Source organism: Bacillus sp. SN1 (assembly GCF_002796895.1).
Classification (GTDB): Bacteria; Bacillota; Bacilli; order Bacillales; family Bacillaceae; genus Bacillus; species Bacillus inaquosorum.
Map to the genome: position 1 here is coordinate 39,158 of NZ_PHIE01000008.1, position 20,832 is coordinate 59,989.

The following is a 20,832-nucleotide window of genomic DNA, read 5'->3' on the forward strand; positions in this document are numbered from 1 at the left end:
TCTTCCAAAGAAAGAAATACTTTTACAAGACAAAAGAAAAAAGGGTTTCTAATTAAGAAAACCACATCCAAAAACAAATACCGATTTTATTAGCATTTCCATACTTGTATAATTTATACATAGATATTGACAATTCATCATATCAAGCAAAATATATACATTGGCATTTTATAATATTAACATAGCTAAAATACCGAGTCAAACTTTTTTTGCTTTTATGATATAATAGCCTTTCTTTTTTTGAACGACAGAAACTTCATCGAACAGTTCCTCGAGCTTTTCAATGGCAGAAGGCGCGCCTTGCTTTTTCTGTATGACGATCCACAACTCACCTGAAGCTTTTAAGTGTTCAGCGCTTTTCTCAAAGATAGCATGGACAACTTTTTTTCCGGCTCGGATTGGGGGATTTGTAAGAATAGAAGCAAATGTTTGAGCAGAATCAACGTTCGAAAACAAATCACTCTGATAAATCTTAACGTTTGTTACTCCGTTTCGTTCTGCATTTTCATTTGATAGCTCTACAGCTCTCTCATTAACGTCAATCATGTGGATGGTCCGGTCTTTAAAGTCGCTGGCCAGCGATAGACCTATCGGGCCGTACCCGCAGCCTACATCAAGAAAGCTGCCCTCAACTTCAGGCTCTTCAAAAGAATCAATCAGCAGACGGGAGCCAAAATCAACTTCCTTTTTAGAAAAAACCCCGCTGTCGCTGGTAAACGTGAAATCTTTATTACGAAGCCTAAAAGACCAGGTTTGCTTGTTGCTTTTTACTGAAGGTTTTTCTGAATAATAATGCTCACTCATACTCGGAACCTCCTTTTTTCATGGCTTAAAGAATGGCAAAGAAAAAGCCCGCCTCATAAAAGCGAGCTTCCCCTACAGGTAAGTGAAGATTACTTAACTTCTACAGAAGCGCCAACTTCTTCAAGTTTAGCTTTAAGCTCTTCAGCTTCTTCTTTAGCAATACCTTCTTTAAGTGGTTTTGGAGTGTTGTCAACAAGTTCTTTAGCTTCTTTCAAGCCAAGACCAGTGATTTCACGTACAACTTTGATAACTTTGATTTTTTGAGAACCTGCACCAGCAAGGATAAGGTCGAATTCGCTTTGCTCTTCAGCAGCTCCGCCTGCAGCAGCTCCGCCAGCTACAGCTACAGGAGCAGCAGCAGTTACGCCAAATTCTTCTTCGATTGCTTTTACTAGGTCGTTCAATTCAAGTACAGTTGCTTCTTTAACGGAAGCAATGATTTCTTCGATATTTAAAGCCATTTGTAATTCCTCCATTTTGTTTTAATTTATGAAAAACTGATTAGATTAAGCGCCTTGTTCTTCCTTTTGTTCTGCCACAGCTTTTGCAGCAAGAGCAAAGTTGCGAACTGGAGCTTGAAGTACGCTAAGCAACATAGAAAGCAAGCCTTCGCGTGATGGAAGTTCAGCAAGAGCTTTCACTTCTTCAACAGTAGAAACTTTACCTTCGATAACGCCAGCTTTGATTTCAAGAGCTTCGTGATTTTTAGCGAACTCATTAAGAACTTTAGCCGGAGCGACAACATCTTCAGTGCTGAATGCGATCGCGTTCGGTCCAGTTAAGAAATCATTCAAACCATTAAGCTCAGCTTGTTCAACCGCACGGCGAGTCATCGTATTTTTGTAAACTTTGAACTCAACGTTAGCTTCGCGAAGCTGTTTACGAAGTTCTGTTACTTCAGAAACGTTAAGTCCGCGATAGTCAACGATGATCGTTGATTTACTTTCTTTCAGTTTAGAAGCAATTTCTTCAACAACAACTTTTTTTGTTTCAATTGCGCTGCTCATGGTTACACCTCCTGTAGATTCTTGTGTAACACTTATACCGTTAGGTGATCACGACTGAGACGACGGATTCCATATAAAAAGCCTCCATGAGACATGGAGGCTGTATATACAAGCATACGTAACGTAATAGCTGTGATAATATACACCTCGGTAGGATAATTAAGCGGTTAGGCCCCTACTGTCTACGGTATAAATGATATTCTATTTTACAACATTTTGAATCATATCAGAATGTTGATGTCATGTCAATATTATTTTACGTTAAAAGTTGAAGAGTCTACTTTGACACCAGGTCCCATAGTAGATGTTACAGCAACGTTTTTCACGTAAACGCCTTTTGCTGCAGCAGGTTTAGCTTTCAGGATTGTATCGTACATTGTTGTGAAGTTCTCAACAAGTTTTTCATCCTCGAAAGAAACTTTACCGATAGGAACATGAATGTTTCCAGCTTTATCAACGCGGTATTCAACTTTACCAGCTTTGATTTCGCCGATTGCTTTTTCAACTTCGAAAGTAACTGTACCAGTTTTAGGGTTTGGCATTAAACCTTTTGGTCCAAGTACACGACCGATTTTACCAACTTCACCCATCATGTCAGGTGTAGCTACGATTACATCGAAATCGAACCAGCCTTGTTGAATTTTGTTGATGTAGTCAGTATCGCCAACGTAATCTGCACCAGCAGCTTCAGCTTCTTTCGCTTTTTCGCCTTTTGCGAAAACGAGAACACGCTGAGTTTTACCAGTTCCGTTTGGAAGTACAACTGCTCCACGGATTTGCTGGTCGTTTTTACGAGGGTCAACCCCAAGACGGAAAGCCACTTCAACTGTAGCGTCGAATTTAGCTGTGTTTGTTTTTTTAACGAGAGCTACTGCTTCAGAAACGTCGTAAGCTTTTGAACGATCTACAAGCTTAGCAGCTTCAACGTACTTTTTACCTTTTTTAGCCATTTTAAAATTTCCTCCTTATGTGGTTATAGCGGAATAACCTCCCACGAATAAGGGTTGCGAACTTGTTAAAACTCGCAACCCGACAAGAAACAAATTAATCCTCGATTACAATACCCATACTGCGGGCAGTACCTTCAACCATGCGCATTGCCGCTTCAACGTCTGCTGCGTTTAAGTCAGGCATTTTCGTTTCAGCGATTTCGCGTACTTTATCGCGCTTAACGGTTGCCACTTTATTACGGTTTGGTTCACCAGAACCAGACTCAATTCCAGCCGCTTTTTTAAGCAATACTGCAGCAGGTGGAGTTTTTGTAATAAATGTAAATGAACGGTCTTCGTAAACCGAAATTTCAACAGGAATGATTAAACCAGCTTGGTCAGCTGTACGAGCGTTAAACTCCTTACAGAATCCCATGATGTTAACACCGGCTTGACCAAGTGCAGGTCCAACTGGTGGTGCTGGGTTAGCTTTTCCAGCAGGAATTTGCAATTTTACAACTTTTACTACTTTTTTAGCCACGAGACACACCTCCTTAAGTCCGTGATGTGGTAATAGGGTAAACCCTCCCACTCAAGGTTTCATTCTTTATATGAATGACGAAATATCAAGCTAGTTGCCTTGGATAAGTCCAAGACGTACCTTTGCTATATTATCATTTATATATAGCAATTTCAAGTTTTTTCACATTACAATTTATCGATTTGGGTAAATTCCAGCTCAACCGGTGTTTCACGGCCGAACATATTAACGAAAACTTTGACCTTGCTTTTATCATAATCAATCTCTTCAATTGATCCAGTAAAGTTGGCAAAAGGTCCGTCTATCACTTTCACTGTCTCTTTCAGTTCAAAGTCAATGTCAGTTTTGCGTTCGTCCATGCCCATTCTCTTCAGAATGGTTTCTGCTTCGCCTGGAAGAAGCGGCGTCGGTTTTGAACCAGAGCCGGCAGATCCTACGAATCCAGTAACGCCCGGCGTGTTGCGGACAACATACCAAGAGTCGTCTGTCATTACAATTTCTACAAGCACATAACCAGGGAATACTTTCTTTTTCACGACTTTTTTCTTGCCGTTCTTGATATCCGTTTCTTCTTCTTCAGGTACAACTACACGGAAAATTTTATCCTGCATCCCCATTGATTCAACACGTTTTTCCAAGTTGGCTTTTACTTTATTCTCATAACCAGAGTACGTGTGAACAACATACCAATTCTTTTCCATTCTCTTCAGGACTGTCCAGTCCTTCCCTCCCCGCATTTGGTTTTTGTGAATTACCAATAACGCTTCAAGCAAAAAATAGGCGGCAAGCCTATGATAACTTTCATTTTAAGCCACAATAAAAAACCCGCTGAACGGGTTTTGGCAAGTGATATTATGATCTATTATAGCACGTATTGCTGATCATTATTCAACTATTAAACGAATTAATTGAGAAATTCCTGTGTCAAGGAGGGCAAAAAAGATAACAAAAAAGATAACTGTTGAAATCACCGTAATGGTATAACGCGTTAACTCTTTTCCTTTAGGCCAGCTTACCTTTTTCATTTCTTTCCCAACATCTTTAAAGAATCTCATAATACGCATGTAAAAGACCTCCACAATTTAAAAGCGCAAAAACTATTTTGTTTCAAGATGAGCTGTATGTGAATTGCAAGTACTGCAGTATTTCTTTACTTCTAATCGCTCAGCCGCTGATGCAGAGCTCTTCATTGTCGTATAATTACGGTTTCCGCATGTCTTGCATGCTAGCGTAATCTTTTTTCTCATGTCATTACACCTTTTTCTAAATAGACATTATCTTTATCTTTAGTAACATATCACAGTCAGAAAAATACTGTCAATATAACATAAATCCCTATTACAAACTGATTTCGCGAATTTCCAAGTACTTCTCCAGCTTGCGTTTCACACGCTGAAGGGCATTGTCAATCGATTTCACATGTCGGTTCAGTTCATCGGAAATCTCTTGGTAACTTCTTCCGTCGAGATATAAGACGAGTACTTTTCTCTCTAAATCACTTAATAGTTCTCCCATTTTCATTTCAATATCATCAAATTCTTCCTGATTGATGATCATTTCTTCGGGATTTAAGGTTTTCGCTCCTGAAATGACATCAAGCAGCGTTCGATCTGATTCTTCATCAAAAATCGGCTTATCTAATGAGACGTAGGAATTCAAAGGAATGTGTTTCTGGCGAGTAGCTGTCTTTATTGCGGTAATAATTTGGCGGGTAATACATAATTCTGCGAAAGCTTTGAATGAGGTAAGCTTGTCCTCTTTGAAGTCACGAATAGACTTATAGAGGCCTATCATACCTTCCTGAACAATATCCTCTCTGTCCGCTCCTATTAAAAAATAGGATCTTGCTTTTGCCCGAACAAAGTTTCGGTACTTCGTAATCAAGTAATCTAACGCATCACTGTCCCCAACATGAACCTTTTCAATGACCTGCTCGTCCTCCAACTGGCAAAACTGCTCTTTGTTGAATTTTCCCTTGTTGTTCTGTAGATTCACTCCGATCCCCCCGGCGCACGTAGATAGAAATATTATACAGTATTGGGCAAAAAAGCGTCAACTTAATCTAAGTCTCCCCGCCTCCACTTTTCAAACGTTTTCAAAACCTCTTCCGATAAAGCAATTTTACCCGCCGGCTTTTCGGAAGTGATTTTTCTTACTCGTCTTTCTATTCGCCTTTCAATCGCTTCTACCTCTCTCAAAAGCTCCCGGGCCGATTTCCGCAATGCCCCCTGTCCGAAAATCGCCCACTGCTCAGTGTAGTCAGATGTCGCAACGTGAATTTGAGTCGCGACATTATTCAAAGCCTGAGCAAGCTTTTCTATCCGCTCATCAGCCGTCTCATTTTCTTTTGTAAAAATCACTTCAACTCTGTGGTTGGTGTGTTTTTTCTCAAGCCCTTTTACGAGATGCGCGTCAAAAACAACAATAACCCTGTTTCCTGTATACGATTGATATTCCGCCATTTTCTGAATCAGTACGTCTCGCGCCTCTTCAAAACTGTTCGCTTTTAAATCCTTCAGCTGCGGCCAGGCTCCAATCATGTTGTATCCGTCTACTAACAGGATATCCATGGGTCTTTATTCTCCCAGAGGGTTTCGTTTCCGGTAGACTTCATACATCAAAAGACCAGCCGCAACAGATGCATTCAGTGAAGTTACCTTCCCGGCCATCGGGAGTTTAATGAGAAAATCACACTTTTCTTTAACAAGGCGGCCCATCCCTTTTCCTTCGCTTCCGATGACTAAAGCCAAAGGCATGTTGCCGTCCATATTGCGGTAATCCTCATGCGCGGATGCATCAGTTCCGACAACCCAGATACCCCGCTCTTTCATTTCTTCTAACGTTCGCGCCAAATTGGTGACTCTTACTACAGGAATGTGCTCAATTGCCCCTGTTGAAGCTTTTGCCACTGTTGTTGTCAGCCCGACAGCTCTCCGTTTTGGAATCACGATGCCATGGGCGCCGACCGCATCAGCTGTTCTCATAATGGAACCGAGATTATGAGGGTCTTCAAGCTCGTCCAGAATGAGGAAGAAAGGCTGTTCATTTCTTTCTTCGGCCGCTTTATATAAATCGTCCAGTTCCGCATACTCATACGCTGCAACCTGTGCCACTACGCCTTGATGCTGCCCTGTCACCATTTGATCGAGTTTTTTTCTCGGGACATACTGAATCGCGATACCCTGCTTTTTCGCAAGCTCAATCACCTGCTGTGCTTGTCCCTTTACGGTGTTTTCCGCCATCCACAGCTTATACAGCTTACGATCTGATTTTAACGTCTCGATCACTGCATTTTTCCCTATGACGTAATCATGTTGCTGACTCATTTGTTTTCCTCCCTGACGTCCCGAATTGTATAGCTTCGGCAACGAGCTGACTAAGTCTTTCCTCTTTTTTCTCTAGAAAAAGGTAGCCCAGCAGCGCTTCAAATGCTGTACTGTAGCGGTACGTCTGAACATCTGTATTTTTAGGTGTTGTTCCCGACTTGGCATTTCTGCCTCTTTTCAGCACCGCTTCCTCTTCTTCCGTAAAAAATAATTGATCCTGCAGAAAGAATAGGATCTCAGCCTGTGACTTTGCCGAAACGATCCGGCTTGATTTCTTATGAAGATCATTTGGTTTGGTAAAACCCTGCTTAAGCAGGTGATGCCTGACATACACTTCAAAAATGGCATCACCTATATAAGCAAGCGCAAGACCGTTAAGCTGCTTTGAATCTTTTATCGTCTCAAAATCAAGCATCCGTTATTCTCCCCGTTTCCAGCGAGTGCCTTGAGCTGTATCTTCAAGAATGATATTCATGCTTTTCAGCTGGTCGCGGATCTGATCTGACAATGCAAAATCGCGATTCCGGCGCGCTTCATTTCTTTTTTCGATTAAGTCTTCAATCTCTTGATCGAGTAGTTCCTGCTCACCCAATGAAAACCCGAGGACAGACACAATGCGGTCAAACATCTCAATAAACGCCTTAATCACATGATCAGCCGTATGATCTTTCTGAAGATAGTAATTGGCATGCTTCGCTAAGTCGAACAGGACAGAAATAGCATTCGCCGTATTAAAATCATCGTCCATCGCTTCTTCGAATGCTTTGCGGTGCTCTTCGACCTTCTCCAGCAATTGATCGTCATCTTCCGTTAAATTCGTACTGCTGTTCAGACGGTGCTGAAGGTTGCTATACGCCGTTTTTAAACGGTTAAACGCACTTTTTGTATTTTCCAGAAGCTCTTCTGAATAGTTAATCGGATGACGATAATGAACAGAAAGCATAAAGAATCTCAAAAGCTGCGGATCATGCTTTTTAATGATGTCATGCACAAGCACAAAGTTGCCCAGTGATTTTGACATTTTTTCATTATCAATATTGATATAGCCATTATGAAGCCAGTACTTCGCAAACGTTTTGCCTGTCAGCGCCTCAGATTGCGCAATTTCGTTTTCATGGTGTGGGAACGTTAAATCCTGTCCGCCCGCATGGATATCAATCTGGTCACCCAGATACTTTTTCACCATCGCTGAGCATTCAATGTGCCAGCCCGGACGACCTTTTCCCCAAGGGCTATCCCAAGAGATTTCTCCTTCTTTTGCTGCTTTCCACAGCGCGAAATCAAGAGCATCTTCTTTTTTCTCGCCGACCCGGATGCGTGCACCTGATCTCAGTTCATCAATTGATTGCTGAGAAAGCTTTCCGTACCCTTCAAATGCTCTTGTTTTGAAATAAACGTCACCTTCTGATTCATAAGCATAGCCCTTTTTCACGAGCTGATCTACGAAGTCGATAATCGCATCCATGTTTTCCATCACTCGCGGATGAAGGTCTGCTTTTCGGCAGCCGAGCGCACCTACATCTTCAAAGTATGCTTTAATAAAACGCTCTGAAATGGCAGGTACATCCTCACCGAGTTCATTTGCCGCTTTAATTAATTTATCGTCTACGTCTGTGAAGTTAGAGACGTACTGTACATCATAGCCTTTATACTCCAGATAGTTTCGAACCGTATCATAAACGATAGCCGGACGCGCGTTCCCGATGTGAATGTAATTGTAAACCGTCGGTCCGCACACGTACATTTTCACTTTCCCCTCTTCAAGAGGAACGAATGTTTCCTTCTGTCTAGTCAATGTATTATAAAGAGTGATTGTCATTTTTGATTGATCCTTTCTTTTCTGTCTTCAAGTTCTGCCTTCAGCTCTAAAATCTGCTGTTCCAAAGACTTAAAGCGATCAGCAACCGGATCGGGCAAATCCTGATGGTTTAAATCGCGTCTTACTTTTTTGCCATTTCGTACAACGACCCGTCCAGGGATGCCGACAACTGTTGAAAAATCAGGAACATCGTGCAACACGACTGAACCAGCGCCAATTTTCGAGCCTTCACCGACAGTAATTGAACCGAGCACTTTAGCACCTGTGGCTATCAATGCGTCATCTTTAATCGTTGGGTGCCTTTTTCCCTTTTCTTTCCCCGTTCCCCCAAGGGTAACCCCCTGAAAAACGGTTACGTTATTGCCGATTTCACATGTCTCCCCAATGACAACCCCCATACCGTGGTCTATGAAAAATCTTCTCCCGATTGTAGCGCCGGGGTGGATTTCTATCCCTGTGAAAAATCGGCTTACCTGAGATATAAGGCGTGCAAGGAAATAAAATTTTCGTTTATATAAAGCATGTGCAATCCGATGCGCCCATATAGCATGTAAACCGGAATAAGTTAAAATCACTTCAAAATAGCTTCTTGCTGCTGGATCTTGATCGAACACTGTATCAATGTCTTCTTTTAGCATTCTAAAAAACACATGCTTCCCCCCATTTCTCTATCTGATTTCCTTTTTACCCAATAAAAAAAGCGCCTCTGCATGAAAACATGACAGAGACGCTTTAACCGCGCGGTTCCACTCTGTTTGAAAAGCAGACTTCTGCTCTCCCAACTTCAGCCTGTAACGGCGGCGGCCGCCTTTGAATACTGATTTTGAAAAAACGTTCTTCAAAGGTCTTAAGGGCGCACTTCTAAAACCCGGCTCATGGATCTCTCTCAGCCAATGAAGATCCTTTCTGTAATGGCCTAAAGCTTTATACTCTTCCCTGTCAACAATCATCTATTTAGATGTTTTTTAAACGCTGAATTGCAGTCTCTTTACCGATCAATTCAATTGATTGCGGCAGTTCCGGACCGTGGGTTTGCCCTGTTACAGCAACACGGATCGGCATAAACAATTTTTTCCCTTTATGGCCAGTTTCTTTCTGCACTGCTTTGATCGATGCTTTGATGTTATCCGGAGTGAACTCCTCAAGCTCTTCAAGCTTCGCAGCGAATGTGCTGAGCACTTCAGGGACCTGTTCCTCTTCCAGAACAGCTTTTGCTTCTTGATTATACTCGATCTCATCCGTAAAGAACAAATCAGTCAGCTCAACAATTTCCGCACCGTAGCTTAATTGCTCATGATACAGGGAAATCAGTTTACGAACCCATTCTTGTTCTTCAGCAGTAAGCTCAGTGCCAACTTTGCCGGCTTTTTGCAAATGCGGCAGAGTCAGTTCAACAACCTGATCAAGATCCAGCTTCTTCACATATTGGTTGTTAACCCATTTTAGCTTATGCATATCAAACAAAGCTGGTGATTTAGATAAACGGTTTACATCAAAAATTTCAATAAACTGTTCTTTTGTGAATAACTCTTCTTCTCCAACCGGTGACCATCCAAGCAGGCCGATAAAGTTGAACAGCGCTTCCGGCAAGTAGCCAAGCTCTTTATACTGTTCAATGAATTGAATAATGGACTCATCGCGTTTGCTGAGCTTTTTGCGGCTTTCATTTACGATCAGCGTCATGTGTCCAAACTGAGGAATATCCCATCCGAATGCTTGATAAATCATAATTTGTTTCGGTGTGTTAGAAATATGATCCTCACCGCGCAAAACGTGTGTCATTTTCATTAAGTAGTCATCAATAGCTACCGCGAAGTTGTAAGTCGGCGTTCCGTCCTTTTTCACAATAACAAAGTCGCCAATGCCATCTGATTCGAAAGAAATTTCGCCTTTTACGATATCGTTGAAGGCAATCACTTTTCCTTCCGGCACTCGGAAACGAATACTTGGCTTTCTGCCTTCAGCAATAAATTTATCCTGTTCTTCTTGAGTCAGATTTCTGTGTTTTCCGGAATAACGCGGCATTTCTCCGCGGGCAATCTGCTCTTCACGCTCTTTTTCAAGCTCTTCTTCCGTACAGTAACATTTATAAGCAAGCCCTTTTTCAAGAAGCTCTTCATAGTACACTTTATAGATATCGTTACGCTCTGACTGACGGTATGGGCCGTACTCACCGCCGACATCCACACTCTCATCCCAGTCAATACCAAGCCATTTCAGATAATTCAGCTGGCTTTGTTCTCCACCCTCAATGTTGCGCTTTTTATCAGTGTCCTCAACACGAATAATAAACTTACCGCCTTGATTGCGGGCAAATAAATAATTAAAAAGCGCCGTTCTGGCATTTCCAATATGCAAATGTCCGGTTGGACTCGGTGCATAACGGACGCGTACTTCGTTTCCCATTTTCAAATACTTCCTTTCATGTCATGTATGGCCTCAGGCAAAAATGTATGAATCTATTCTACCACCAAATAGACCCGGCATCAAAACAAGTTAGCCTTTTTGTATCAGTACTGTCGCCTGAGCCGCTATTCCTTCCGCTCGGCCTGTAAATCCAAGCTTTTCTGTCGTTGTTGCTTTTACATTCACTTGAGAAACGTCTGCCTCGAGCCCTTCAGCGATTCTTTTTCTCATATCTTCTATGTACGGCAGCATCTTCGGCTTTTGCGCAATGATGGTGCAGTCAATGTTTCCAAGGACATACCCCTTCTGTTTCACGATCCCCCAGACATGCTGAAGTAATTTAAAAGAGTCTGCGTCCTTGAACTCAGGATCAGTGTCAGGAAAATGCTTGCCGATGTCGCCTTCTCCCACAGCTCCCAGGCATGCGTCAGCGACAGTATGAAGCAATACGTCTGCATCAGAATGGCCGAGCAGCCCTTTTTCATACGGGATTTTAATTCCGCCAATGATCAGAGGACGGCCCTCCACCAATTGATGCACATCAAATCCTTGTCCAATTCTAAACATGTTTATTCCCACTTTCTGATTCCATGATAGCTTCAGCTGACGTCAAATCGTCTGGCGTCGTCAGCTTAATATTTGTATAGCTGCCTTCTACAACACGGACCGAACCGCCTTCCATCTGTTCAACGAGGCTGGCGTCATCCGTCCCTAAAAATCCCTTGTGCTCGGCCTCAGCGTGAGCTTTCATCAATAAAGAAAGACGAAAAGCTTGTGGCGTTTGGACAGCCCACAAGCTTGAACGTTCAATCGTCTCACTGACTTGTAAATCTTGAACGCGTTTAATCGTATCTTTTACCGGGACAGCAAGGATGGCCGCTCCTGTCTGTGCCGCTTCTGCGATCAGTTCGTCAATTTGTTCATGTTTTATAAAAGGGCGGGCGCCGTCATGTACAAGGACAATCTTTTCTTGTTTTACGGCTTTCAGCCCCTTATAAACACTGTGCTGGCGCTCATCTCCGCCTGCCACAAGCTCAATAGCGGTTTGAAACGGATAATCGGTCAGCAATTTCTGAAAGTGCTCCCGCTCGCGCTCGTTTATCACCAAAATGATTTTTTCGCACGGCCGGTGGCTGTCAAACACTCTTAACGTGTGAATGATCACCGGGTCTCCTTTCAGCTCAATGAACAGTTTATTTCTCCCTGCCTTCATCCGTTTTCCCTGTCCGGCTGCAGGAATGACCACATCATAACTCATTGTTTTTTCTCCCTTTACAGCGCCTTCTCCAACAGCTTGGGCTTAGCAAAAATCATTCGTCCCGCTGCTGTCTGCAGCACACTTGTAACGAGTACATCAATATGTTTGCCGATATAATTGCGTCCTTCTTCAACGACAATCATCGTACCGTCATCCAAGTAGGCAACTCCCTGATTATGCTCTTTCCCGTCCTTAATGACCTGAACATTCATTTCCTCGCCAGGAAGCACAACAGGCTTGACCGCATTGGCAAGGTCATTAATGTTTAATACTGCTACCTTTTGAAGCTCGCATACTTTATTTAAATTAAAATCATTCGTCACGACGACCCCGGATGTCAGCTTAGCGAGTTTGACGAGCTTGCTGTCAACCTCCTGAATATCTTCAAAGTCGCCTTCATAAATTTCAACTTCAATGTCTAATTCTTTTTGAATGCGGTTCAGGATATCAAGACCGCGGCGTCCTCTGTTTCGTTTTAAAACATCTGAAGAGTCAGCAATGTGCTGCAATTCCTCAAGAACAAACTGCGGTATCACGATTATCCCCTCTAAAAAACCAGTCTGACAAATATCTGCTATTCTCCCATCAATAATAACACTTGTGTCCAAAATTTTCAGCTTCTTGTCCTGAACCTCATGTTCTTCATCGGCTGTTCCTTTTTTCTTTTGCATTCTGGCAGAAATAGAAAACAGGCTGATCAGTTCATCCTTTTTCTTAAAGCCCACCTGGAAGCCGAGATAACCGAGGAAGAACGCTAAAAATACAGGGATGATTGTGCTGAATATGCGGTAAGGTATATTGTCTAAAGGAATAACATTTACGATAAGATAAGCGATTATAAGTCCAAAAACCAGGCCAAGACTTCCAAATAACAAATCTGGAACCGGCGCTTTTAACAATGAATCCTCTATCCACTTCACCCAGTTCACAACGTAATCTGTACCCCATATACTGATGAGAAAAAAGATAATTGCACCTATTGCCGCAGACGTATATGCGTTTGTTATTAAAGGTATGTCCTGTATACTTAACAGTACAAACAATTCAGGTATTAAAAATATACCAACAACGCCGCCAAAGATAATGAAGAACGCCTGAACTATTCGTTTTAACATACCCCCCACCTCCTTTTTAAACATTTTATTTCACAAGGTTTTATGCATCCTACGAATATCAGAATAAACAAAAACCAACATTTATATACCCGTATTCATAAGGTTTTAACCGAAATCACAGCTGTCTGTCTAAATAGTGCTTCTCTTGCAGGCGTTTTAAACCTTTTTTGATTTTTTGGGCTCGTACTTCACCGATTCCCTCTACTTCATCTAATTCTTCTGCACTCGCCTCAATAATCCTTGGGAGGACTCCAAATGCTTCTACAACATTTTCAACAATCGGCATCGGAAGACGCGGTATCTTATTTAACAGCCTGTATCCTCTAGGCAATACATAATCATCAAGATTTGTAGAAGCCGGATAACCGAGAAGCTTATAAACAATGGAATCATCCAGCAAATCATAACTGGACATATCCTGCAGCTCTTTCAAGAGAACAAATGGATCTTTAATCTTTTCTTTCACATAATCCTTAATAAATAAAGCGGCCTCTTCTTCCATATCCGTAATCAGTTCAATGACTTGCAACTTAATCAAATGACCTTCTGTTCCCAGTTCCCTGATATACATGTTAATTTCATTTTTGATTCTCAATACCATTTCATAACGGTGCATCACAGACAGAACGTCGCTGAATGTAACAAGTTCCTCAAACTCTAAAGCATTCAATGCATTAATGGTTTTGTCCAGAATCGTTTTATATTTTTCAAGAGTTTGAATGGCTTGATTCGCTTTTGTTAAAATAAATCCTATATCTTTTAGTGTATACTTCATGCTTTCCTGATATAACGTTATAACATTCCTTCTTTCAGAAATGGCGATCACAAGGCAGCCGGTCTGCTTAGCTACTCTTTCGGCGGTGCGGTGCCGCATTCCTGTTTCTGATGAAGAAATTGTGGCTTCAGGCATCAGCTGTGTATTGGCGTATAGGATCTTTTGACCAGAATCGCTTAAAATGATCGCCCCATCCATTTTAGCCAGCTCATATAAATGTGCCGGAGAAAAAGCAGTGTTAATGTGGAAACCGCCATCCACAACTTCTTTTACTTTATCATTATATCCAACAACAATCAGACCGCCTGTATTTGCTCTCAGTACATTTTCGATTCCAGCTCTGAGCGGAGTACCCGGAGCAACAAACTGCAATATAGATGACAGGTCTAACTCGTGTTTCGCCCCTTTTTTCTCTTTTTCCATCTATTATCCTCCTAATGAAGTACGAAGCGCCTCTGCAACATTTGCTACTCCGATAACCTCAATCCCTTTTGGTTTTGTCCATCCATCCAGATTTGCCGCGGGTATGATCATGCGTTTAAAACCAAGCTTAGCCGCTTCTTTCACACGCTGTTCAATTCTTGAAACCCGCCGGACTTCTCCGGTTAATCCCACTTCTCCTATAAAACAATCTGCAGGATTTGGAGGTGTGTCTCTAAAGCTTGACGCGATACTGATCGCAATAGCAAGATCAATTGCCGGTTCGTCAAGCTTAACGCCGCCGGCCACTTTCAAATAAGCATCCTGATTTTGCAGCAGCAGCCCAACTCTTTTTTCTAACACAGCCATTAACAGCGAAACCCTGTTATGGTCTATTCCCGTTGCCATACGCCGCGGATTGCCAAAGCTTGTTGGCGAGATGAGTGCCTGGATTTCAACGAGAATCGGTCTTGTGCCTTCCATAGAAGCAGTTATGCTCGAGCCTGCGGATCCCGCCGAGCGTTCTTCTAAGAAAATTTCAGAAGGATTCAAAACCTCAGTGAGCCCCTCTTCACGCATTTCGAAAATGCCCATTTCGTTTGTAGATCCAAAACGGTTTTTTACAGCCCGCAATATACGGAAAGTATGGTGACGTTCTCCTTCAAAATATAAAACAGTGTCAACCATATGCTCCAGCAGTCTAGGCCCTGCGATGGACCCTTCTTTCGTCACGTGCCCTACGATAAAAATCGGTATGCCTTTTGTTTTTGCAATTTTCATCAGCTCAGCCGTACATTCCCTGACCTGTGACACACTGCCGGGAGCTGATGTGATATCGCTTTGGTAAACCGTTTGAATAGAGTCAACAACGACAAACGCTGGGTTCATCTCTTGTATAGCAGACGAAATATACTCCATATCGGTTTCAGATAAAACATGCAGCGACGGATTATTTATGCCGAGACGGTCTGCTCTCAGTTTCGTTTGTTTGACCGATTCTTCTCCCGAAATATACAGCACACTGTTCGATGAATCTGATAATTGAGCGGAAACCTGCAGTAATAACGTTGACTTTCCGATACCGGGATCGCCGCCGATTAGAACGAGTGAACCTTTAACGACGCCCCCGCCGAGCACTCTGTTAAATTCACCAAGCTGGGTTTTAACCCGGGGTTCTTCTGATGTTTCGATTGATGTAATAGGTGAAGGTTTCTGTACGGTTTGAACAGAATGAGAAAAAGCCGCTCTCCGATTGGCCGGTGCTTTTTTAATCATTTCTTCCACCATTGTATTCCAAGCACCGCATCCCGGACATTTCCCCATCCATTTTGGAGACTCGTAGCCGCAGGATTGGCAGATGAATTTCGATTTTGTTTTAGCCATATATAGTGTAAGACCTCTCCCTTGTTCTATTTCTTGATACGAAAGTGAGGCATACACTTACATGCTGTATGCCTCATTTCCGTCTCTATATTAATTCGTTTTAGCAGTCGTTTTTACGACAAATTCGCCATCTTCTACATCGAGAACAATATGCTGTCCTTTATGAATATTTCCTCTGAGGAGTTCTTCAGATAAACGGTCCTCGACATGTTTTTGGATAGCTCTTCTTAACGGACGGGCACCGTATTCCAGATCAACGCCCTCTTCAGCGACTTTCGCTTTTGCAGCATCTGTCAATTCGATAGAAAGATCCTGTTCTTTCAGGCGTTTCGTTAATTGATCAGACATCAGTGACACGATTTCAGTCAGATGTTTTTTCTCAAGTGAATGGAAGACGATGATTTCATCAATCCGGTTGATGAACTCCGGTCTGAACGCACGTTTCAGCTCACCCATCACTTTATCTTTCATGTCTTTATGATTCTGCGTCTCATCCTGAACGTTAAAGCCGACATATTTATTGCGTTTCAGCTCACTTGCTCCGACGTTTGACGTCATAATTAAAATGGTATTGCGGAAATCGACTGTACGTCCTTTAGAATCAGTCAACCGTCCGTCTTCAAGAACCTGCAGAAGAATATTGAAAACATCAGGGTGCGCTTTCTCAATCTCATCAAGTAGCACGACAGAGTAAGGTTTTCTTCTGACTTTCTCTGTTAATTGGCCGCCTTCATCGTATCCTACGTATCCCGGAGGTGAACCGACAAGTCTTGAAGTTGAGTGTTTTTCCATGTATTCAGACATATCAATTCTGATCATGGCTTCTTCATCGCCGAAAATGGATTCAGCAAGTGCTCGCGCAAGCTCTGTTTTACCTACACCTGTAGGGCCTAAGAAAATAAATGAGCCGATTGGGCGTTTAGGGTCTTTTAACCCTGCTCTTGCACGTCTGACTGCTTTTGCAACAGCTACAACTGCTTCATCCTGGCCAATGACACGAGAGTGAAGAATGCTTTCCATATTAAGAAGCTTATCTGTTTCAGTTTGGGCGATTTTAGATACAGGCACCCCAGTCCAGCTGGAAACAACCATCGCAATATCATCAACAGTAACCTCTGAGTTTTCCTGTCCTTGCTTCTCTTTCCATGATTTCTTCGTATCCTCTACTTGCTCGCGCAGGCGCTGCTCGGTATCACGCAAGGAAGCAGCTTTTTCAAACTCCTGGCTTTGCACTGCCGCATCCTTCTCTTTACGAACCTCATCAAGCTTCTGTTCAAGCTCTTTTAAGTTAGGCGGCGTTGTAAAGGAGCGCAGTCTCACCTTTGAACCCGCTTCATCGATCAAGTCAATTGCTTTATCCGGAAGGAAACGGTCAGAAATATATCTGTCAGAAAGCTTAACCGCAGCTTCAATGGCATCATCTGTAATTGATACGCGGTGGTGAGCTTCATATCGATCACGCAAGCCTTTTAAAATTTGAATACTTTCATCTGCAGACGGCTGATCAACCTGGATCGGCTGAAAACGGCGTTCCAACGCTGCATCTTTTTCAATATATTTACGGTACTCATCAAGAGTCGTCGCCCCAATACATTGAAGTTCGCCGCGAGCAAGTGAAGGTTTTAAAATGTTAGATGCATCAATTGCACCTTCTGCTCCGCCCGCTCCGATTAATGTATGGAGTTCATCGATGAAAAGAATGATGTTTCCTGCCTGGCGAATTTCGTCCATGACCTTCTTCAGGCGATCCTCAAATTCTCCGCGGTATTTTGTACCGGCAACCACTGTTCCCATGTCTAATGTCATCACGCGTTTATCACGCAAGATTTCGGGAACTTCGTTGTTGATAATTTGCTGTGCCAAACCTTCTGCAATCGCCGTTTTACCTACACCTGGTTCTCCAATGAGAACAGGATTGTTTTTCGTTCTACGGCTTAACACTTCGATTACACGCTGGATTTCCTTGCTTCTGCCGATGACAGGATCAAGACTGTCTTCCTTCGCAATAGCAGTTAAGTCTCTTGCCAAGCTGTCAAGCGTAGGCGTATTCGCATTGCTGTTTGTTCCTGCCGCTGATGATCCTGTTTCATTGCTTCCAAGAAGCTGGAGCACTTGCTGTCTTGCTTTATTTAAGCTGACACCGAGGTTATTCAGGACTCTCGCAGCAACACCTTCTCCTTCGCGAATCAGACCAAGAAGAATATGTTCTGTTCCAACATAAGAATGACCAAGTTTTCTTGCCTCATCCATTGAAAGCTCAATGACTTTTTTAGCTCTTGGAGTATAATGAATCGTTTGAGACATTTCCTGTCCGCGCCCAATTAAACTTTCAACTTCTTTTTGTATTTTATCTGAACCAAGTCCAAGCGCTTGAAGAGCTTTAGCAGCAATGCCTTCTCCTTCTCGTACCAGTCCTAATAAAATGTGCTCAGTGCCAATGTTATTATGACCTAAACGAAGTGCTTCTTCCTGTGCAAGCGCCAGTACTTTTTGAGCTCGTTCTGTAAATCTTCCAAACATCATATCGATTCATCCTCCTGTCTTTTCCCATTCATTTCTAAGTGAAGCCGTTCTCTGATGAGAGCCGCTCTTCGAATGTCCCTTTCGTTCGGACGCAAAGCGCCTCCCGAGTACTGCTGTAAAAATCCTGGCTGTGTCAAAATCATTAATTCGTTAAGTATGTTGCTTGAAAGTCCTTTAATAATGCCTAGATCAATGCCTAACCGGACATCTGAAAGGCACTTTGCAGTTTCTTTCGATTCTATCATCCGGCAATTGGACAAGACCCCATAAGAACGATACACCTTATCCTCAAGTTCAATTTTAGAGGTTTGATAAAGCGCTTCTCGGGCAGATCGTTCTTGTTCAATCAGCTGGGCAGCAACACTGTTAAGGTCATCAACAATATCCTGCTCTGACTTACCAAGCGTGATCTGATTTGAAATTTGAAAGATATTCCCTACTGCTTCGCTGCCTTCCCCATAAATTCCTCTAACAACTAAGCCTAATTGATTAATTGCCGGTATAATTCGATTTATTTGCCTAGTTAAAACCAGTGCCGGCAGATGCATCATGACTGAAGCCCTTAGACCCGTACCTACATTTGTAGGACAGCTGGTTAAGTATCCTCTTTGTTCATGGAAAGCATAATCAACTTTTTCTTCAATCCAGTCATCGACTTGGTTTGCGGCTTTCATTGCTTCTAACAGCTGAAATCCAGGGAAAAGACACTGAATTCTAATATGATCCTCTTCATTTAACATGACGCTTACTTCCTCATTTTCAGAAAGCAAACAGCCGCCAAAAGGAGACTCTGTCAGATTCGGACTGATTAGATGTTTTTCAACAAGTACACGCTTTTCTAGAGGCTGTGCCTCATTCATTCTGATCAAAACGAATTTGCCGATTCCGGGAATATCTTGGTCTGAAAACTGATCTTCAAATTGCTGTATGATGGATGAGGCTTCTTCATTGGAATACCGCGTAGGGAACCGTATATGTTCAAAGTTCCTTGCTAAACGTATGCGGCTGCTGAGTACAATGTCACTTTCAGGTCCTTTCTGCTTCATCCAACTGCTTAGTGCGTCCTGAATAAAATGCTTTAGCGACATTACTCCTGTTCCTCCTCACTATCTGTACTTTTGAGTGATTGTTCTAATGAACGAATTTGATCTCTCACATGAGCTGCGTTTTCAAATTCTTCTTGATGGATTAAGGATTCTAATTCTTTTTTCAGCATGTCAATCTGCCGTCTGACATGAAGATTGCCGCCTATACGTTTCGGTATTTTCCCAGCATGCACAGTGTTTCCGCTGTGCACTTTACGTAAGATGGGTGTAATGTTGCTATGAAATGTTTTATAACATTCAGAACATCCAAAACGGCCGACTTTTCTAAATTGCTGAAAGGTCATTCCGCATTTCGGACAAGCAGATATTTGCTCCGAGTGACTGAACATTTGAGTTCCTGCATTTTGTAATGAAGAATCCATATTCAGCAAACCCGAAAGTAAATTATGAATAGAGAAACCATGATTTGCACTTATACCATATGAATCACTATTTTCTTTGGCACATTGTTCACAAATATGAACTTCTATTTTTTCTCCGTTAACAACCTTTGTAAAGTGAAAAGTGGCTGGTCTCTCGTGGCACTCTTGACAAATCAATCTTTTCACCCGCTTATTTTAATTTTAAAGAAGTCAGCATAGCCTTCATCATTCTCGCTCTTAATTCATCACGCTCAGGCAAGTCAATGTGTAAAACCGAACGGTCCATCACGCTGACCATCATTTTTGCTTCTCTTTCTGAAATCACCTTGTCTTCTAATAGCCTTAAAATAATGTCATCAGAGGCTGCTTGAGACAAATGGATACCAATTTGAGAAATAATATTATTGATCAGGACAACTTCATTGTTCATTTTAATTTTAATGATTCTGATGTAACCGCCGCCCCCGCGTTTGCTCTCAACAATATATCCTCTTTCGCTTGTAAATCTGGTGTTGATGACATAATTTATTTGGGAAGGAACGCATTGAAATTTATCTGCAATTTCACTTCGTTTAATCTCTAAAATTTCCTTGCCATTTTGATCTAACACTCGTTTTAAATATTGTTCAATGATGTCAGAAATATTATGTCCCACTCAACCCCCTCCTTTACTGACTTTGACTATATTTGACTTTAATCTTACTATAAGGCGTTTCTCGAGAATTTTCAACTTTCTCGCTCTATCCTTTATTATTTCCATTTTCCCAGTCCATAAAACCTGATTGCCGATTTAAAATTCAGTGTAAAGTTATTATATTATACAATTAAATGAAATTTTATGATACCAATAAACCAGAATACAAAAAGGGCAGCTCATATGAGCTGCCCTTTTTTCAATTGCTTGGCGGCGTCCTACTCTCACAGGGGGAAACCCCCGACTACCATCGGCGCTGAAGAGCTTAACTTCCGTGTTCGGTATGGGAACGGGTGTGACCTCTTCGCTATCGCCACCAAACAAATTGAGAGTGTTCTCTCAAAACTAGATAACAGGTGTGACA

24 protein-coding genes, 1 rRNA gene and 2 other annotated features are annotated in these 20,832 nt (G+C 42.2%); all 25 genes read right to left on the reverse strand.

What is annotated here, in order from left to right; genetic code table 11:
* Positions 1-198: 198 nt before the first annotated feature.
* On the reverse strand, positions 199-804 hold the full coding sequence (locus tag CVV77_RS21120) for a class I SAM-dependent methyltransferase (RefSeq protein ID WP_003242018.1): 606 nt from the start codon (positions 802-804) through the stop codon (positions 199-201).
* Between the two features lie 89 nt (positions 805-893).
* A complete protein-coding gene (gene rplL / locus CVV77_RS21125) occupies positions 894-1,265 on the reverse strand; it encodes a 50S ribosomal protein L7/L12 (RefSeq protein WP_003156436.1) in 372 nt (123 codons plus the stop codon).
* Positions 1,266-1,310: 45 nt separating this feature from the next.
* Positions 1,311-1,811, reverse strand: a complete 501-nt coding sequence (gene rplJ / locus CVV77_RS21130) for a 50S ribosomal protein L10 (protein ID WP_003242020.1) — start codon at positions 1,809-1,811, stop codon at positions 1,311-1,313.
* 65 nt (positions 1,812-1,876) lie between these two features.
* Positions 1,877-2,017: a sequence feature (ribosomal protein L10 leader region), on the reverse strand.
* Positions 2,018-2,062: 45 nt separating this feature from the next.
* Positions 2,063-2,761, reverse strand: coding sequence for a 50S ribosomal protein L1 (gene rplA, locus CVV77_RS21135; RefSeq protein WP_003242022.1), 699 nt, complete (start codon positions 2,759-2,761; stop codon positions 2,063-2,065).
* A gap of 94 nt (positions 2,762-2,855) precedes the next feature.
* A complete protein-coding gene (rplK, locus tag CVV77_RS21140) occupies positions 2,856-3,281 on the reverse strand; it encodes a 50S ribosomal protein L11 (RefSeq protein WP_003156430.1) in 426 nt (141 codons plus the stop codon).
* Between the two features lie 167 nt (positions 3,282-3,448).
* On the reverse strand, positions 3,449-3,982 hold the full coding sequence (gene nusG, locus CVV77_RS21145; protein ID WP_003225764.1) for a transcription termination/antitermination protein NusG: 534 nt from the start codon (positions 3,980-3,982) through the stop codon (positions 3,449-3,451).
* A gap of 183 nt (positions 3,983-4,165) precedes the next feature.
* Positions 4,166-4,345: a preprotein translocase subunit SecE gene (gene secE / locus CVV77_RS21150; RefSeq protein WP_003242024.1), complete on the reverse strand. Its 180-nt coding sequence runs from the start codon at positions 4,343-4,345 to the stop codon at positions 4,166-4,168.
* Between the two features lie 33 nt (positions 4,346-4,378).
* A complete protein-coding gene (gene rpmG, locus CVV77_RS21155) occupies positions 4,379-4,528 on the reverse strand; it encodes a 50S ribosomal protein L33 (protein ID WP_003156421.1) in 150 nt (49 codons plus the stop codon).
* Between the two features lie 91 nt (positions 4,529-4,619).
* Positions 4,620-5,276: an RNA polymerase sporulation sigma factor SigH gene (sigH, locus tag CVV77_RS21160; protein WP_003225758.1), complete on the reverse strand. Its 657-nt coding sequence runs from the start codon at positions 5,274-5,276 to the stop codon at positions 4,620-4,622.
* Between the two features lie 62 nt (positions 5,277-5,338).
* A complete protein-coding gene (rae1, locus tag CVV77_RS21165; protein WP_003242027.1) occupies positions 5,339-5,851 on the reverse strand; it encodes a ribosome-dependent mRNA decay endonuclease Rae1/YacP in 513 nt (170 codons plus the stop codon).
* Positions 5,852-5,857: 6 nt separating this feature from the next.
* Positions 5,858-6,607, reverse strand: coding sequence for a 23S rRNA (guanosine(2251)-2'-O)-methyltransferase RlmB (gene rlmB / locus CVV77_RS21170; protein WP_100276424.1), 750 nt, complete (start codon positions 6,605-6,607; stop codon positions 5,858-5,860).
* Positions 6,591-7,022: a mini-ribonuclease 3 gene (locus tag CVV77_RS21175; RefSeq protein ID WP_100276425.1), complete on the reverse strand. Its 432-nt coding sequence runs from the start codon at positions 7,020-7,022 to the stop codon at positions 6,591-6,593. Before CVV77_RS21175 ends, rlmB begins: the two co-directional genes overlap by 17 nt.
* Before the next feature lie 3 nt (positions 7,023-7,025).
* Positions 7,026-8,426 (reverse strand): cysteine--tRNA ligase, encoded by a 1,401-nt coding sequence (gene cysS, locus CVV77_RS21180; protein WP_100276426.1) that lies wholly within the window; start codon positions 8,424-8,426, stop codon positions 7,026-7,028.
* Entirely contained in the window at positions 8,423-9,076 is a 654-nt protein-coding gene (gene cysE, locus CVV77_RS21185) for a serine O-acetyltransferase (RefSeq protein ID WP_019257276.1), read from the reverse strand. Before cysE ends, cysS begins: the two co-directional genes overlap by 4 nt.
* Before the next feature lie 70 nt (positions 9,077-9,146).
* Positions 9,147-9,378, reverse strand: a binding site (T-box leader).
* 2 nt (positions 9,379-9,380) lie between these two features.
* Entirely contained in the window at positions 9,381-10,832 is a 1,452-nt protein-coding gene (gene gltX, locus CVV77_RS21195) for a glutamate--tRNA ligase (RefSeq protein ID WP_003242037.1), read from the reverse strand.
* Between the two features lie 90 nt (positions 10,833-10,922).
* The gene (gene ispF / locus CVV77_RS21200; protein ID WP_100276427.1) at positions 10,923-11,399 is read right to left on the reverse strand and encodes a 2-C-methyl-D-erythritol 2,4-cyclodiphosphate synthase; all 477 of its coding nucleotides are present in this window, start codon (positions 11,397-11,399) and stop codon (positions 10,923-10,925) included.
* Positions 11,392-12,090: a 2-C-methyl-D-erythritol 4-phosphate cytidylyltransferase gene (gene ispD, locus CVV77_RS21205; protein ID WP_100276428.1), complete on the reverse strand. Its 699-nt coding sequence runs from the start codon at positions 12,088-12,090 to the stop codon at positions 11,392-11,394. The genes ispF and ispD overlap by 8 nt, the downstream gene beginning before the upstream one ends.
* A 14-nt stretch (positions 12,091-12,104) precedes the next feature.
* Positions 12,105-13,205 carry a PIN/TRAM domain-containing protein gene (locus CVV77_RS21210; RefSeq protein ID WP_003242040.1) on the reverse strand — a complete coding sequence of 367 codons (1,101 nt, stop codon included), beginning with the start codon at positions 13,203-13,205 and terminating at the stop codon, positions 12,105-12,107.
* Between the two features lie 115 nt (positions 13,206-13,320).
* Positions 13,321-14,403, reverse strand: a complete 1,083-nt coding sequence (gene disA / locus CVV77_RS21215; protein ID WP_003242042.1) for a DNA integrity scanning diadenylate cyclase DisA — start codon at positions 14,401-14,403, stop codon at positions 13,321-13,323.
* Between the two features lie 3 nt (positions 14,404-14,406).
* The gene (radA, locus tag CVV77_RS21220; protein ID WP_003242044.1) at positions 14,407-15,783 is read right to left on the reverse strand and encodes a DNA repair protein RadA; all 1,377 of its coding nucleotides are present in this window, start codon (positions 15,781-15,783) and stop codon (positions 14,407-14,409) included.
* A 90-nt stretch (positions 15,784-15,873) separates the two neighbouring features.
* On the reverse strand, positions 15,874-18,306 hold the full coding sequence (gene clpC, locus CVV77_RS21225) for an ATP-dependent protease ATP-binding subunit ClpC (RefSeq protein WP_019257273.1): 2,433 nt from the start codon (positions 18,304-18,306) through the stop codon (positions 15,874-15,876).
* Entirely contained in the window at positions 18,303-19,394 is a 1,092-nt protein-coding gene (mcsB, locus tag CVV77_RS21230; protein WP_060397788.1) for a protein-arginine kinase McsB, read from the reverse strand. The genes clpC and mcsB overlap by 4 nt, the downstream gene beginning before the upstream one ends.
* Entirely contained in the window at positions 19,394-19,951 is a 558-nt protein-coding gene (gene mcsA / locus CVV77_RS21235) for a protein-arginine kinase activator protein McsA (RefSeq protein ID WP_032732366.1), read from the reverse strand. The genes mcsB and mcsA overlap by 1 nt, the downstream gene beginning before the upstream one ends.
* Before the next feature lie 13 nt (positions 19,952-19,964).
* Complete coding sequence (gene ctsR, locus CVV77_RS21240; protein WP_003242054.1) at positions 19,965-20,429, reverse strand: transcriptional regulator CtsR; 465 nt, start codon at positions 20,427-20,429, stop codon at positions 19,965-19,967.
* A gap of 244 nt (positions 20,430-20,673) precedes the next feature.
* Positions 20,674-20,789: ribosomal RNA gene (rrf, locus tag CVV77_RS21245) — 5S ribosomal RNA — on the reverse strand.
* Between the last annotated feature and the right edge of the window lie 43 nt (positions 20,790-20,832).